14 protein-coding genes are annotated in these 14,192 nt (G+C 71.4%); 5 read left to right on the top strand and 9 right to left on the bottom strand.

Annotated elements, in window-relative coordinates:
* Positions 1-86 precede the first annotated feature (86 nt).
* Both ABZ860_RS06020 and ABZ860_RS06025 read right to left on the bottom strand, forming a co-directional pair.
* On the bottom strand, positions 87-740 hold the full coding sequence (locus tag ABZ860_RS06020) for a response regulator transcription factor (RefSeq protein ID WP_357215723.1): 654 nt from the start codon (positions 738-740) through the stop codon (positions 87-89).
* Complete coding sequence (locus ABZ860_RS06025; RefSeq protein ID WP_357215726.1) at positions 737-1,966, bottom strand: histidine kinase; 1,230 nt, start codon at positions 1,964-1,966, stop codon at positions 737-739. Before ABZ860_RS06025 ends, ABZ860_RS06020 begins: the two co-directional genes overlap by 4 nt.
* A 133-nt stretch (positions 1,967-2,099) precedes the next feature.
* Here ABZ860_RS06025 and ABZ860_RS06030 point away from each other — a divergent pair, with 133 nt between their 5' ends.
* Complete coding sequence (locus ABZ860_RS06030) at positions 2,100-3,170, top strand: alpha/beta hydrolase (RefSeq protein WP_357215729.1); 1,071 nt, start codon at positions 2,100-2,102, stop codon at positions 3,168-3,170.
* Entirely contained in the window at positions 3,160-4,326 is a 1,167-nt protein-coding gene (locus ABZ860_RS06035; protein ID WP_357215731.1) for an acyltransferase, read from the top strand. The genes ABZ860_RS06030 and ABZ860_RS06035 overlap by 11 nt, the downstream gene beginning before the upstream one ends.
* On the opposite strand, the gene ABZ860_RS06040 is transcribed toward ABZ860_RS06035, so the two are convergent.
* The 4 genes from ABZ860_RS06040 to coxB form a co-directional block, all read right to left on the bottom strand.
* Positions 4,283-5,452, bottom strand: coding sequence for an Ig-like domain-containing protein (locus tag ABZ860_RS06040; RefSeq protein WP_357215733.1), 1,170 nt, complete (start codon positions 5,450-5,452; stop codon positions 4,283-4,285). The two genes, ABZ860_RS06035 and ABZ860_RS06040, sit on opposite strands and share 44 nt — an antisense overlap.
* Before the next feature lie 143 nt (positions 5,453-5,595).
* Positions 5,596-5,991 carry a cytochrome c oxidase subunit 4 gene (locus ABZ860_RS06045; RefSeq protein ID WP_357215736.1) on the bottom strand — a complete coding sequence of 132 codons (396 nt, stop codon included), beginning with the start codon at positions 5,989-5,991 and terminating at the stop codon, positions 5,596-5,598.
* Positions 5,988-7,652: a cytochrome c oxidase subunit I gene (gene ctaD, locus ABZ860_RS06050; RefSeq protein ID WP_240809256.1), complete on the bottom strand. Its 1,665-nt coding sequence runs from the start codon at positions 7,650-7,652 to the stop codon at positions 5,988-5,990. The genes ABZ860_RS06045 and ctaD overlap by 4 nt, the downstream gene beginning before the upstream one ends.
* A complete protein-coding gene (coxB, locus tag ABZ860_RS06055) occupies positions 7,649-8,344 on the bottom strand; it encodes a cytochrome c oxidase subunit II (RefSeq protein WP_357215739.1) in 696 nt (231 codons plus the stop codon). The genes ctaD and coxB overlap by 4 nt, the downstream gene beginning before the upstream one ends.
* 322 nt (positions 8,345-8,666) lie before the next feature.
* Between coxB and ABZ860_RS06060 the strand changes: the two genes are divergently transcribed.
* Both ABZ860_RS06060 and ABZ860_RS06065 read left to right on the top strand, forming a co-directional pair.
* Positions 8,667-9,800 (top strand): cysteine desulfurase family protein, encoded by a 1,134-nt coding sequence (locus ABZ860_RS06060; RefSeq protein WP_357215742.1) that lies wholly within the window; start codon positions 8,667-8,669, stop codon positions 9,798-9,800.
* Positions 9,800-10,114, top strand: coding sequence for a sulfurtransferase TusA family protein (locus tag ABZ860_RS06065; protein WP_357215745.1), 315 nt, complete (start codon positions 9,800-9,802; stop codon positions 10,112-10,114). Before ABZ860_RS06060 ends, ABZ860_RS06065 begins: the two co-directional genes overlap by 1 nt.
* Before the next feature lie 24 nt (positions 10,115-10,138).
* Here ABZ860_RS06065 and ABZ860_RS06070 read toward each other — a convergent pair whose 3' ends face one another.
* Both ABZ860_RS06070 and erpA read right to left on the bottom strand, forming a co-directional pair.
* Complete coding sequence (locus tag ABZ860_RS06070) at positions 10,139-11,125, bottom strand: carbohydrate kinase family protein (RefSeq protein WP_357215748.1); 987 nt, start codon at positions 11,123-11,125, stop codon at positions 10,139-10,141.
* 199 nt (positions 11,126-11,324) lie between these two features.
* Positions 11,325-11,678 (bottom strand): iron-sulfur cluster insertion protein ErpA, encoded by a 354-nt coding sequence (gene erpA / locus ABZ860_RS06075; protein ID WP_036321717.1) that lies wholly within the window; start codon positions 11,676-11,678, stop codon positions 11,325-11,327.
* A gap of 195 nt (positions 11,679-11,873) precedes the next feature.
* Here erpA and nadA point away from each other — a divergent pair, with 195 nt between their 5' ends.
* Complete coding sequence (gene nadA, locus ABZ860_RS06080; RefSeq protein WP_357215752.1) at positions 11,874-13,028, top strand: quinolinate synthase NadA; 1,155 nt, start codon at positions 11,874-11,876, stop codon at positions 13,026-13,028.
* Here the strand turns inward: nadA and ABZ860_RS06085 are convergent.
* Entirely contained in the window at positions 13,025-14,026 is a 1,002-nt protein-coding gene (locus ABZ860_RS06085) for a LysR family transcriptional regulator (RefSeq protein ID WP_357215755.1), read from the bottom strand. The two genes, nadA and ABZ860_RS06085, sit on opposite strands and share 4 nt — an antisense overlap.
* Between the last annotated feature and the right edge of the window lie 166 nt (positions 14,027-14,192).

Below are 14,192 nucleotides of genomic sequence, written 5' to 3' on the forward strand. Positions count from 1 at the left end.
ATGCGTGCCAGGCCGGGAGGCCCGGCTCCCGGTTGCCAGGAGCCCGGCGCCGGCCAGGAGGCGACCGACTCGGCCTCGGGGCCCGCTCAGCCGGTCGGCGACACGAGGCCCGTCTCATAGGCGATGATGACGAGCCGCACGCGGTCGCGGGCGCCGAGCTTGGCGAGCAGCCGCGTCACGTACGTCTTGACGGTGGCGGCGCTGATGAACAGCTCAGTGGCGATCTCCGCGTTGGACAGGCCGCGCCCGACGAGGGTCAGCACCTCGGCCTCCCGCTCGGTGAGCCCTGTGGCCCGCCGAGGCCGCGGGCCGGGCGCGGGGCGGTCCGCGAAGTCCTCGATCAGCCGGCGGGTGACGCGCGGGGCGATCAGGGCCTCCCCGGCGGCGACCACCCGGATCGCGGCGAGGATGTCGTCCAGGGCCATGTCCTTGACGAGGAACCCGGACGCCCCGGCCCGCAGCGCGCCGTAGACGTACTCGTCATCGTCGAAGGTCGTCAGGACGAGCACCTGGGCGCCGCAGCCCGCCGTGATCAGCCGGGTGGCCTCGATGCCGTCCATGCCGGGCATGCGGATGTCCATCACCACGACGTCGGGCTCGACGTCCTCCGCCATCCGCACCGCCTCCGCGCCGGTGCCCGCCTCCCCGGCCAGGTCGAGATCGGGCGCGTCGGCGATGACCATCTGGAGGGCGGCGCGGACCAGAGGCTGGTCGTCGGCGAGCAGCACACGGACGGTCATGACACTCCCGCGGGCACGGGCAGCCGGGCCTCGACCCGGAAGCCTCCCTCGGGACGCGGACCGGCGGCGAAGGTGCCGTGCAGGACGCCGACCCGCTCGCGCATCCCGATCAGGCCGTACCCTCCTCCGGTGTCACCGCCGCGCCCGTCGTCGAGAACCTCGATGCGCACCTCGTCGTCCCGGTAGCCGATCGACACCCGGCACGACGCCGTGCCGGCGTGACGCACGACGTTGGTGACGGCCTCCTGGATGATGCGGTAGGCCGAGACGTCGATCTCCGGAGGCAGTGGACGAGGCTCGCCCGACCGCCGTACGTCGACCCGTACGCCCGCCTCCGTGATCGTGGCGGCCAGCCGGTCGACGTCGGCGAGGCCGGAACCCGGCTCCGGATGCCCCGATCCCAGAGGTGCCACTCCCGGGGGTCCGGACGGCGCCGGGCGCCCCTGCTCGGGGCCGCGCAGCCCGCCGAGCATCCGGCGCAGCCCCGACAGCGTCCGGCGACCGGCCGTCTCGATCTCGCCGAGCGCCTCCCGTGCCCGCTCCGGTTGGGTGTCGATGACCCGTCGCGCCGCGCCTGCCTGGAGCGCGATGACGCCGATGCTGTGGGCGACCATGTCGTGCAGCTCACGGGCGATCCTGAGCCGCTCGTCGGTGACCGCCTGGGTCGCGGCGCGGGCGCGCAGTTCCTCCGCGTGCGTGCGGGACTCGCGCGCCGAGTCGCCGAGCAGCCAGGCGATGACGGTCGTCAGGGCCACGGCCGTCTCGGACGACGCCCCGATCGGCCACCCGCACACCAGCCGCACCGCCAGATAGCCGCCCAGCACTGCGAGGGCCATGACAACGGCGACGACGCCGGTCCCGCGCGGCCGTCCGGCGGCGATGAAGAACACCGCGACCTCGGCCGCGAGGAACTGGGGCAGCGGAATCTCCGCCACCCCCAGGGGCATTGTCCCGAGAACGGACGCGGCGAGCAGCAGGACCAGGGCCGGCACCGGGCGGCGGCGCACCAGGGCGCCCCCGGCCAGCGCGAGTGCGGTGGCCACCACCATGGGGACCTGGCCCTCCCACCGGAAGAACTGCGCCGCCGGGCGCGCGGCGGGATACCACTCGCCGGGCAGCCGCAACCGCATCAGGAACGTGAAGGCCATGCCGCCGCACCAGGCGAGGACCACCCAGACCCCGGGCGGCAGCCGCTTCGGAAAGGGACTCGGGGGTGCGACCTGCATGATCAGAGCGTAACCGGGCGTCCCTTTCGCGGGCATCCGACCAGGGGTCTACATCCACGGGCGACCGGTGCCGCGGCGAATGTCGCTGACGGTCCGATGCGGTGGGCACGCGCCGGACGGCACCGTGAACAAGGTGATCGAGACCCCACAGCCGACGGGCGCCCACGACCGGCCACCGGCGCCGCTCCCCCTCCCCCGCGGCGGCACAGGCGTACGCCGCGGGCCGCTCGCACTCCTCCATCGCGGCCCGCCCGGAGGCCGCCTGCGCCGGAGGCTGCTCGCCGCACTCGTCGCCGCCGCACTCGCCGTCCCGGTGACCGGCGCGGCACGTCCCGAGGCGGTCCCCGCGCCCGTCCCGCCGCCCCTGCCCCCGCTGCGCGCCGCGACCGCCGCGAGCCTGGCCGAGCGGTACGCCGCCACCCGCGGCGCGATCGAGGCGGCGATGCGGACCGCAGCGGCCGCAGGTCACCGAGGGAGGGCCGCGATGCTGCGGGCGATGGCCGACCCCGCCCGCCACTTCCTGTCCTTCGACGGCCGCGACGGCGGCCGGGCCGCCGAGGTGTTCGGCGACCTGGTCACCGCCGACCGGATCGCGGTGATCGTCCCCGGCTCCGGCACCGGCCTCGACGCGTACGGGCTCCTGCGGGGCGGCTCGATGCGGCTGCAGCGGGTGATCGGCGGCCGGGGCGCCGTCGTCGCCTGGCTGGGATACCGGACTCCGAGCGCCGTGAGCCTCCAGGCGCTGACTCCCGGCCGCGCCGACGAGGCCGCCCTCGCGCTGCGCGCCTTCGTCCGCGATCTGACCCGGCTCAGGCCCGCCGCCCGCATCAGCCTGCTGTGTCACTCGTACGGGAGCGTGCTGTGCGGCCGGGCCGCGCCCGGCCTGGACGTCGCCGGCATCGTCCTTTACGGCAGCCCCGGCGCGGGCGTGGACGACGCGGCGGCGATGCGCACCCGGGCGGCCGTGTGGGCCGGCCGCGGCACCGGGGACTGGGTCGCCGATCTGCCGCACACGGCGGTGCGCCTGCCCTTCGGCACGATCGGGCTCGGAGGCGATCCCTTGGACCCCCGGTTCGGCGCCCGGATCTTCGCCGCGGGCGACGGCGGGCACAGCGACTATCTGAATGACGGATCGCCCGCGCTGGCGAACATCGCCCGGATCGTGTCGGGACACGCTCCCGCCGAGGTGAGCCGTGATTCGTGACCTCGTGCGGCGCGTCGAGGAGGCGACACCGGCCCGGCGCGACCGCGCCGTCGACGCGCTGCGTGCCCTCGCCATCGCCGGTGTGGTGCTCGGCCACTGGCTGGTGACCGCGCCGGTCGCCGACAGCGGCGTCCTTCGCGTGACCAGCCCGTTGAAGTACATGCCGCAGCTCGCGCCCGTCTCCTGGCTGTTCCAGACCATGGCCGTGTTCTTCTTCGTGGGCGGGCGGGTGGCCGCCGAGAGCCACGACCGCGCGCGGAGCCGCGGCGTGGGCCATGGGCGGTGGGCCGCCGCACGGATGGCCCGCCTGTTCCGCCCGGTGGTGCCCCTGCTGGGGGTGTGGGGCGCGGCGGCGGTCGCGATGCTCGCCTGGGGAGCCGACCCGGGAACCGTGTACGCGCTGGTCAAGCTGGTGTGGTCGCCGATGTGGTTCCTGCTGGTCTTCGGAGCGCTGACGGCGGCGACCCCGCTCGCCGTCCGGCTGCACCCGGTGTGGCCGCTCGCCGCCGTCGCGATGGCCGACCTCGTCAGGTTCGGCCTGCACGGGCCGTCCTGGGCCGGCTGGATCAACGTGGGAACCGGGTGGCTGGTGCCGTACTGCCTGGGCGTCCTCTGGGCGGGCGGGCGGCTGGGCGGCCGGGCGACCGGGTGGGCGCTGCTGCTCGGCGGGGCGGCCGCCACCGCCGCTCTCGTCCTGTGGGCCGGGTATCCGGCGTCCATGGTCGGGGTGCCGGGCGCGCCGGTCTCCAACCAGTCCCCGCCCACGCTGGCGGCCGTCGCGTTCGGGGTGGCCCAGTGCGGGGCCGCCCTGGTGCTGGCCGGGCCGCTGCGGCGGGTGCTGCGCCGTCCCGCCGCCTGGGCGCTCGTGGCTGCGGCCAACCTCTCCGCGATGACGATCTTCCTGTGGCACCAGACCGCGATGATCGCGGTCACCGCGGCGGCCCTGCGGCTCGCGGGCGGGGCGCTGCCCGGCCTGCACACCGTCCCCGGCGATCCCGCCTGGGTGGCCGCCCGTCTGGCGTGGCTGCCGGCCTTCGCGGCGGCCCTCGCGGTGTGCCTGGCGGCCTTCCGACGCCACGAGACAGCCGGCCCACGCGGTGACGGAAAGCCGCTCAGAGGGACTCGGTGGGAGCGCCGCGCAGGCGGCTCCGCTTGAGCCAGGCCGGCCAGGAGTCCTGCCAGTAGCTCCAGCCGTTGGTCGCCTCCAGCCTGCGCGGCGTCCCGGTCACGATGATCGGGTCGCCGATCAGGGTGTTGTTCTTGAACCACTTGGCGTTCTCGGGGCTGACGTTCACGCAGCCGTGGCTGACGTTGGAGTTGCCCTGGTCGCCGACGGACCACGGGGCGCCGTGGACGTACTCGCCGCTGTTGGAGATGCGGACGCTGTTGTACACGGTCGTCTGGTAGTAGCCGGCCTGCCCGGGCCCCGCGTCCGGAGACGTCATGACCGTGACGTCCTCCCTGGACATCGCCACGTGGACGCCGCTGGTGGTGTGGTGGCGGAGCACGTCGCCCATGCCCGCGCTGATCGGTATGTTCTTGATCTGCTTGCCGTCGCGCTCGATCTTCATGTAGTGGGTCTGGGTGTTGGCCACGCTGATCTGCGAACGGCCGATCTCGAAGTCCCGCACGTAGTCCTGCGTGCCGTACATACCCTCGCCGCCTCTGATGCCGGCCAGGCGCGCGGTGACGCGGACCTTGGTGTACGTCGGCCAGTACTTCTCCGGGCGGAAGACCACGTTCTTGTCGTCGAGCCAGTGCCAGGCGCCGTCGACGGGCTTGGACGCCCGCACGATCAGGTTGCGCTCGACGGAGACGCGGTCGGTGATCGGCTTGTCGAAGGTGATGATGATCGGCATTCCGACGCCGACCGTCAGGCCGGTGTCCTGCTTGTTGGGCAGCAGGGTGGAGATGCCGAAGGTCTTGGCGGCCTGTTTCGTGGCGAAGCGTACGGTCCTGGTGGCCGGGCCGCCGGGGCCCGCGGCCGTCGCCTCGACGCTGTAGGCCGTCCCCGGGGCCATGGGACGCTCGCTGCGCCACTGGGTGCGGTCGGGGCTGAACACGCCCGCGACGGGCCGTCCTGCGGCCTGTACGGCCACGTGGGTGAGCGTGCCGCCCGCCGCGCCGATCAGGATCGGAAGCTCGGGCGGCAGGTCGGCGGCGCCGTCGAGCGGGCTGATGCTGATCGCCGTCCGGGAGCCTCGATCCTCGTCCCGCCCGCCCGACGTGGAACACCCGGCAACCATCACGAGAAGGGCCAGCGCCCCCGCACCAGCACGCACGTCCGTCCCCCTAGCGTCGCTTTCCGGGGGTTATTCCCTGGTGACGTACCGTTCGGGCAGTCCGAGGACCGCACGGGGGCAAAGAACGCGGACGGCCGGCCGGCGAGATTCGCCGACCGGCCGCCCAGCGGGGGTTCACGCAATCAGTGCGAGAAGTTGCCCCGGTAGTACTGGAACACGAATCCGATCATGCTCATGACCGTGCAGAACACGCCGATGAAGAACAGCCACCAGCCGACCGCGAAGCCGAAGAACGTCAGCGCGGCCGACAGGCACACGAACAGCGGCCACCAGCTGTGGGGGCTGTAGAAGCCGATCTCGCCCGCGCCGTCGCTGATCTCGGCCTCCTTGTTGTCCTCCGGCTGGTCGCCGATGCGACGCGCCGTGAACAGCAGGTAGTAGCCGATCATGAGGGCCAGGCCGACGGAGATCGCCATGGCGGTGGTGCCGGTCGGCTCCTTGGACCAGAACCAGTAGACCACGTCCGCGGCGGCGAAGAAGACGCCGCAGAGCAGGAACATCCATCCCTGGATCTTCATCGGGACTCCTCCACCAGCTCCGGCTTGGCGGTGATGTGCGGGTACTTGAGGTCGAACGCCGGGCGCTCGGACCGGATCCGCGGCAGCGACAGGAAGTTGTGCCGCGGCGGCGGGCAGGAGGTCGCCCACTCGAGCGAGCCGCCGAAGCCCCACGGGTCGTCCACGGTGACCTTGGGCGCCTTACGCCACGTCACCCACACGTTGTAGAAGAACGGCAGGGTGGACAGGCCCAGCAGGAGCGCGCCGGCCGAGGAGACCATGTTCAGATCGGTGAAGCCGTCGCTCGCCGAGTAGTCGGCGTACCGCCGGGGGAAGCCGATGACGCCCAGCCAGTGCTGCACCAGGAAGGTCAGGTGGAAGCCGAAGAACAGCAGCCAGAAGTGGAGCTTGCCGATCTTGTCGTTCAGCATCTTGCCGGTGAACTTGGGCCACCAGAAGTAGAAGCCCGCGAACATCGCGAACACCACGGTGCCGAAGACCACGTAGTGGAAGTGGGCCACGACGAAGTAGGTGTCGCTGATGTGGAAGTCCAGCGGCGGCGACGCCAGGATGACGCCGGTCAGACCACCGAACAGGAAGGTCACCAGGAAGCCGACCGCGAACAGCATCGGCGCCTCGAACGACAGGTGGCCCCGCCACATCGTGCCGATCCAGTTGAAGAACTTCACACCGGTCGGCACGGCGATCAGGAACGTCATGAACGAGAAGAACGGCAGCAGCACCTGTCCGGTGACGAACATGTGGTGCGCCCAGACGGTGACCGACAGGCCCGCGATGGCGATGGTCGCGCCGACCAGGCCGATGTACCCGAAGATCGGCTTACGGCTGAAGACCGGCAGGATCTCGGTGATGATGCCGAAGAACGGCAGCGCGATGATGTAGACCTCGGGGTGGCCGAAGAACCAGAACAGGTGCTGCCACAGCATCGCGCCGCCGGTGGGCGAGTCGAAGATGTGCGCGCCCAGCTTGCGGTCGGCCTCAAGGGCGAGCAGCGCGGCGGCCAGCACCGGGAAGGCCAGCAGCACCAGGATGCTGGTCAGCAGGATGTTCCAGGTGAAGATCGGCATCCGGAACATCGTCATGCCGGGGGCCCGCATGGTGAGGATCGTGGTGATGAAGTTCACCGCGCCGAGGATGGTGCCGAGACCGGACATCGCCAGGCCCAGGACCCAGAAGTCGCTGCCGAGGCCGGGCGAGGTCACCGCGTTCGACAGCGGCGCGTACGCGGTCCAGCCGAACGACGCGGACCCGTTCGGGGTGAAGAAGCCCAGCACGGCGATCGTGCTGCCGAACAGGTAGAGCCAGTAGCTCACCATGTTCAGCCGGGGGAACGCCACGTCGGGGGCGCCGATCTGCAGCGGCATCAGCTCATTGGCGAAGCCGGCGAACAGCGGCGTCGCGAACATGAGCAGCATGATCGTGCCGTGCATCGTGAACAGCTGGTTGAACTGCTCGTTCGACACGACCTGCAGGCCCGGCTGCGCGAGCTCGGCCCGCATCACCAGCGCCATGAGGCCGCCGATGAGGAAGAACACGAACGACGTGATCAGGTAGAGGTGCCCGATCACCTTGTGGTCGGTCGAGGACAGCCACTTGGCGATGACCGTGCCCTTGGTGTACGGCCGCGCGACGATGCCGGCCGGTTCCTGGATGGCGGTCACTGCGCACTCCCCGCCTGGCTCTTGATGTACTGGTCGAATTCGGCCTGCGGCACGAGCTTCACGGAGAACAGCATCTTGCTGTGGTCGGTGCCGCACAGCTCGGCGCATCGGCCGACGAAGACGCCCGTCTTGTCGAGCGTCGTGATCTGGAAGTGGTTGTGCACGTTGCCCGGGAAGACGTCCTGCTTGAACAGGAAGGCCGGCACCCAGAACGAGTGGATGACGTCGGGCGAGTGCAGGTCGAACTGCACCTGGGTGTTGACCGGCAGCACGAGCTGCGGACCCTGCGGGTTCTCCGCGCTCTGCTTGCTGAGGTCCACGGGCACGCCCGCGACCACGGCCTTCTGGCCCTGGTACTCGGTCGTGAAGCGCCAGCTCCACTGGTAGCCCTCGACGGCCACCTTGACCGGGGCGGCCTTGGTGATCCGCGTGATCTCGGTCTCGTCACGGGCCGTGAAGTAGAAGAAGACCGCGACCATGATGACCGGGACCACCGTGTAGAGGATCTCGATCGGCAGGTTGTAGCGCACCTGCGGGGGCAGCTGATCGGGGCTGTTCTTCTTCTTGCGGTGGAAGATGCACGCCCACAGGATCAGTCCCCAGACGACCACACCGGTGGCGAGAGCCGCGATCCAGCTCCCGTTCCAGAGCGTCTGGACGATGCCGGCCTGCTTGGTGACACCTTCCGGCATGCCCCCACGGGACCACTGATCGATCGCCTGGTTGCTACACGCCGTCCCGGACGCCACCAGCAGCGCCACGGCGGCGGCTCCGGGCAACCGGCGGCGTGCCCACGGTCGCCGTGTCGTACGGCGGGTCGGACTCACGGATCGCCTACCCCACAGATGAAGCCCAAGAGTTCCTCTCCTGGGCGGTTTTTCCAATTGACCCTTGGGTGAGACCGGCACCAACCTTGCGGCCGGTCTGCCCTTTACTTGGTTGAGTTCACGCTGGGGGACACATTAGCGCGGACCGGCGCCGCCCCTCTGAGCAGCCCCCGTTAATGTCCTAACTGTGGCCTACCTGGACGCGGCTTCGACCGAACCTCTCCATCCCGCGGCCCGTGACGCCTTGCTGGCGGCGATCGACGCCGGCTGGGCCGATCCCGCCCGCCTGTACGGCACGGCGCGCCGCGCCCAGATGTTACTGGAGCGCGCGAGGGCAGAGGTAGCCGAACTGATCGGCGCCCGGCCCGACGAGGTGTCGTTCACCTCGTCGGGGACGCAGGCCGTCCACCTGGGGGTGCTCGGCACGCTGGCCGGCCGCCGCCGGGCCGGGACGCGCCTGGTGACGGGCGCCGTCGAGCACTCCAGCGTCCTGCACGCGGGTGAGGTCCACGAGCGCGCCGGCGGCGAGGTGGAGATCGTGGGCGTGAGCCGTACGGGCCGGGTGGACGCGGGTGCGTTCGCCGAGGCCGTCGCGCGGCCCGGCACGGCCCTGGCCTGCCTGCAGACGGCCAACCACGAGGTGGGGACCCTCCAGCCGGTCGAGGAGGCGGCGCGGGCCTGCCGGGAGGCGGGCGTGCCGCTGCTGGTCGACGCCGCCCAGTCGGTGGGCCGCCTGCCGGTCCCCGAGGGCTGGTCGGTGCTCACCGCGAGCGCGCACAAGTGGGGCGGCCCGGCCGGGGTGGGCGTGCTGGCGGTGCGCAAGGGCGTGCGCTGGCGCTCACCGCTGCCCGAGGACGAGCGGGAGCGGCGGCGCGTGCCGGGGTTCGAGAACGTGCCCGCGATCGTGGCCGCGGCCGCGGCGCTGCGCGCCCGGGCCGAGGAGGCGCAGGCCGAGGGGCGGCGGCTGTCCGCCCTGGTCGACCGGATCCGCGCCGAGGTGCCCCGCCTGGTGCCCGACGTGGAGGTCGTCGGCGACCCGGTCCTGCGGCTGCCCCACGTCGTGACGTTCTCCTGCCTGTACGTCGAGGGCGAGGCGCTGCTGACCGAGCTCGACAAGGCCGGTTTCGCCGTCTCGTCCGGCAGCTCCTGCACGGCGAGTACGCTTCGTCCATCGCATGTCCTGGAGGCGATGGGCGTGCTTACGCATGGGAATGTGCGGGTATCGCTGCCCCGTGGCGTGTCCGAGGACGACATCGATCGTTTCCTCGCGGTGCTCCCGGACATCGTGCGGCGGATCCGGTCGAGCTTGGGGGTGCACTGATGTGGCGCAGACGGACGGGCGGCCCCGGGCGGTCCCCCGAGGCGGCTGAGGCCGAGCCCGCCGGGCCGGTCCAGCCGGCGGAGCCGCCCGCGCTGACGATCGACGCGCTGGGCCGCAAGTGCCCGATCCCGATCATCATGCTGGCCGAGCGGATCAACCAGGTGGCGATGGGCGGCGTGGTCGCCGTGCTGGCCGACGACCCCGCCGCGTTCACCGACGTCCCGGCCTGGTGCCGGTTGAAGTCACACGAGCACGTGGGGAGCTACGAGCTGCCGCAGGGCGGCTGGTCCATCCACGTGCGCCGCAACTACTGAGCTGCGCCCGCCGATTCGGCGGCCTCAGGCGTAGTGGCAGCGGGCGTGCCGGCCCACCTCGTCGGCCGCGGCGGAGCCGTACGCCGCGGCGAAGCGCTCCAGGAAGACGCGCTGGCTCAGCTCGTACTCCTGACAGCCGACCCGCTCTAGCACGTGGGTGGCGGTGAGATTGCCGATCTGGCCGCAGCGCTCCAGCGACAGCCCCCAGGCGAGGCCCGCGAGGAACCCCGCGCGGAAGGCGTCGCCGACGCCGGTCGGGTCGGCCTTGCCCAGCTCCGGAGCCGGCGAGATGTGCAGCGACGGCTCGCCCTTGCGGTCGATCCTGGCGCCCTTGGGGCCGAGTGTGGTCACCCGGACGCCGACACGGTCGAGGATCTCCTCCCCGGACCAGCCGGTCTTCTGCTCGATCAACCCGAGCTCGTAGTCGTTGCTGAACAGGTACGCCGCGCCCTCCACGAGCTGGCGGATCTCCTCGCCCGGCATGCGGGCGAGCTGCTGCGAGGGGTCGGCGGCGAACGGGATGCCCCGCTGTCGCGCCTCGTCGGTGTGCCGCAGCATCGCCGCCGGGTCGTTGGGGCTGATCAGGACGAGGTCGAGCCCGCCGAGACGCTCGGCGATCGGGCTCAGCTCGATCTGCCTCGCCTCGGCCATCGCGCCGGTGTAGAACGACGCGATCTGGTTGTGGTCCTCGTCCGTCGTGCACAGGAAACGCGCCGTGTGGTGCAGCTCGGAGATGTGGACCGAGTCGCAGTCGACGCCGTGGCGCTCCAGCCAGGAGCGGTAGTCGGCGAAGTCGGTGCCGACGGCGCCGACGAGGACCGGGGTGAGCCCCAGGCAGCCCATGCCGAACGCGATGTTGGCCGCGCATCCGCCGCGGCGGATCTGCAGATCGTCGACGAGGAACGACAACGACACCCGGTCGAGCTGCTCGGCGATGAGCTGGTCGCCGAAGCGGCCGGGGAACGTCATCAGATGGTCGGTGGCGATGGAGCCGGTGACGGCGATGCGCACGGGGTCATTCTCCTCGTTGTCAGCATCAGGGAGACGGGGCGGGGACGTTGATCCCGCCGAACCTACTGAGCGTACCGTCTCGCTCCATGACGACGCCCCGCACGGAGGAATCCGTGCGGGGCGCTCGACCCACGCTCCATGGCGGCACGAGCCCGGCGCCGCCGGGCGCGCGCTCGCCGTCAGTCGAACGACGCGCTCGTCAGTTGAACGAGTCGCCGCAGGCGCACGACCCCGTCGCGTTGGGGTTGTCGATGGTGAAGCCCTGCTTCTCGATGGTGTCCACGAAGTCGACCGTGGCGCCGACGAGGTACGGCGCGCTCATCCGGTCGGTGACGACGTTCACGCCGCCGAACGTGGAGACCACGTCGCCGTCCATCGACCGGTCGTCGAAGAAGAGCTGGTAACGCAGGCCGGAACAGCCACCCGGCTGGACGGCCACCCGGAGCTGCAGCCCTTCCTCGCCCTGCTGCTCGAGCAGGCTCTTGACCTTGGCGGCGGCCGCGTCAGTCAGGATCAGGCCCTGCTGCGTGGTCTCGCTGCTCTCAACCGTCATGTGCTGACTCCCGCGTCTGCGCCAACCGCCCTTCGGGGCGGTCGATTAATTCTGACGTCCTACCTAGACGCTACCAACACCCGTGAAGCCCTACACATTCCACGTGCCTCACGAGCAACCGTGCGACGAACCAGCCGACGTGATGTGTAATGATTAGTCGTCAGTTAGACGATAAGTCCCCGAGGGGGTGTGGTCGTGACGATCACCGAGACCGGCCTTCCGCTCTTCATCCTCGGCCGGGGCACCGACCCGCACAGCGAACGCGGCGTCGACTGCCCCGGCGAGCTGCCTCCCGCGTCCGATCCGACCCTCGTGGAGCGCGCCCGCGTGGCCAAGGAGCGGCTCGGCGACCGGTTGTTCGTGCTCGGTCACCACTACCAGCGTGACGAGGTCATCCAGTTCGCCGACGTGACCGGCGACTCGTTCAAACTCGCCCGCGAGGCCGCCGCCCGGCCCGAGGCGGAGTACATCGTGTTCTGCGGTGTCCACTTCATGGCCGAGTCGGCCGACATCCTGACCGGTGACACGCAGAAGGTGGTGCTCCCCGACCTGGCCGCCGGCTGTTCGATGGCCGACATGGCGACCTTCACCCAGGTCGAGGACTGCTGGGACGCCCTGGAGGACGCCGGCATCGCCGACCGGGTGGTGCCGATCACGTACATGAACTCCAGCGCGGACATCAAGGCGTTCTGCGGACGGCACGGCGGCGCCGTGTGCACCTCCTCGAACGCCAGGCGCGCCCTCGACTGGGCCTTCCAGCAGGGCGAGAAGGTGCTGTTCCTGCCCGACCAGCACCTGGGCCGCAACACGGCCGTGCTGGAGATGGGGCTGTCGCTGGACGACTGCGTCGTCTACAACCCGCACCGCCCGAACGGCGGCCTCACCCGGGAGCAGCTGGAGAACGCGAAGATGATCCTGTGGAAGGGCCACTGCTCGGTCCACGGGCGCTTCTCCGCCGCGTGCGTGGACGAGGTGCGGGCCCGCATCCCGGGGGTCAACGTGCTCGTGCACCCCGAGTGCCGCCACGAGGTCGTGACCAAGGCGGACTTCGTCGGCTCGACCGAGTACATCATCCGCAAGCTGGAGGAGGCCCCGGCCGGGTCCTCCTGGGCCGTCGGAACGGAGCTGAACCTGGTGCGCCGCCTGGCCGACCGGTTCTCCGACAAGACGATCACGTTCCTCGACAGGACCGTGTGCTACTGCTCCACCATGAACCGCATCGACCTGCCGCACCTGGTCTGGGCGCTGGAGTCGCTGGCCGACGGCGAGGTCGTCAATCAGATCACGGTCGACGCCGACACCACCCACTGGGCCAAGGTCGCCCTCGACCGCATGCTGGCCCTCCCCTAGCCCTGGCGGACCGCGGCCGTGCCGGCGCGGCCGCGGTCCGGACGCGTCCGACGAGCCGCGAAACTCGCATGGTCGGTGTCGGGGAGCCAGTCCCGGCCGGGTGTGTAGTCGAGCCAGCGCCGGGCGCGTCCCGCGTCGGCGAAGCCGCGCAACAGGGCGTCGAGCAGTGGGTGACCGTAGGACTCGCGCCAGGCCAGCGACCACGCGTACAGCGGGGTCGGCGCGGTGAGCGCGATCGAGCGCAGGCCCACGTGTTCGGGCAGCGGCGCGTCCGCCGGGAAGAGCGTGAAGCACGAGGCGTCGTCGCGGATCCGCTGGACGAGGTGGTCCAGGCCCAGGTTGGGGCCGTCCTGCCGCCGGGTGATCCCGAACTCGTCGGCGAAGCGGCGGAGGAAGTCCAGGCGGCCCAGCTCCGCCGGGCACCACAGGGTGCTGTCGCGCAGGTCCGCCGGGCGCAGCTCGTCGGCTCCGGCCAGCGGATGGGCCGCGCTGACCACCGCGTCGACGGGCTCCAGCCGCACCAGTCGCCGGGTGAGGCCCACGTCGCCGCCGTCCGGCAGCGGATGCACTCGCCCGAACCCGAGATCGGTGTCACCGCTCAGCAAGGACCGCGCGACCGACGGCCAGTCCCGGCCCGGGCCGGGTTCCAGGCGCACCCCGCCGAGCGCCTCCGCCGCCTGGGCGACGGTCCGCATCGGCGCGTACAGATGACCCCACGTGTCGATCCGTACGACGGGCGGGGCGCCCGTCACGGCCGCGACCGCGTACTCGCCGGCCGCGAGCGCCCGCCGCGCGGCGGGCGCAAACCGTTCCCCGGCCTCGGTCAGCCGGACACCGCCCTCGCGCTCGAACAGGCGTACGGCCAGCAGCGTCTCCAGGCGCGCGACGCGCTTGGACAACGCCTGCTGGCTGATGCCGAGGTGTTCGGCGGCCCGCCCGAAATGCAGCCTGTCCGCGGTCTCGGCGAACGCACGGACCAGAGCGAGGTCAAGATCCATGCCGCTGAGCATAGGCGACAACCTGTCGTTGTCGGGCGCGCGGACGTGTTGTTGGCCCGGCCTCCGCCGCAAGTGGTGAAGTCGCTTCAGGCGCCGGTGAAGGTCGAGGCGTTCTCGGCCGGCCGGGGCGAGACGGTGAAGCCGGAGGCGCCTGTCAGCGGCGGGT

Source organism: Microbispora sp. NPDC046973 (assembly GCF_040644495.1).
Taxonomy (GTDB): Bacteria; Actinomycetota; Actinomycetes; order Streptosporangiales; family Streptosporangiaceae; genus Microbispora.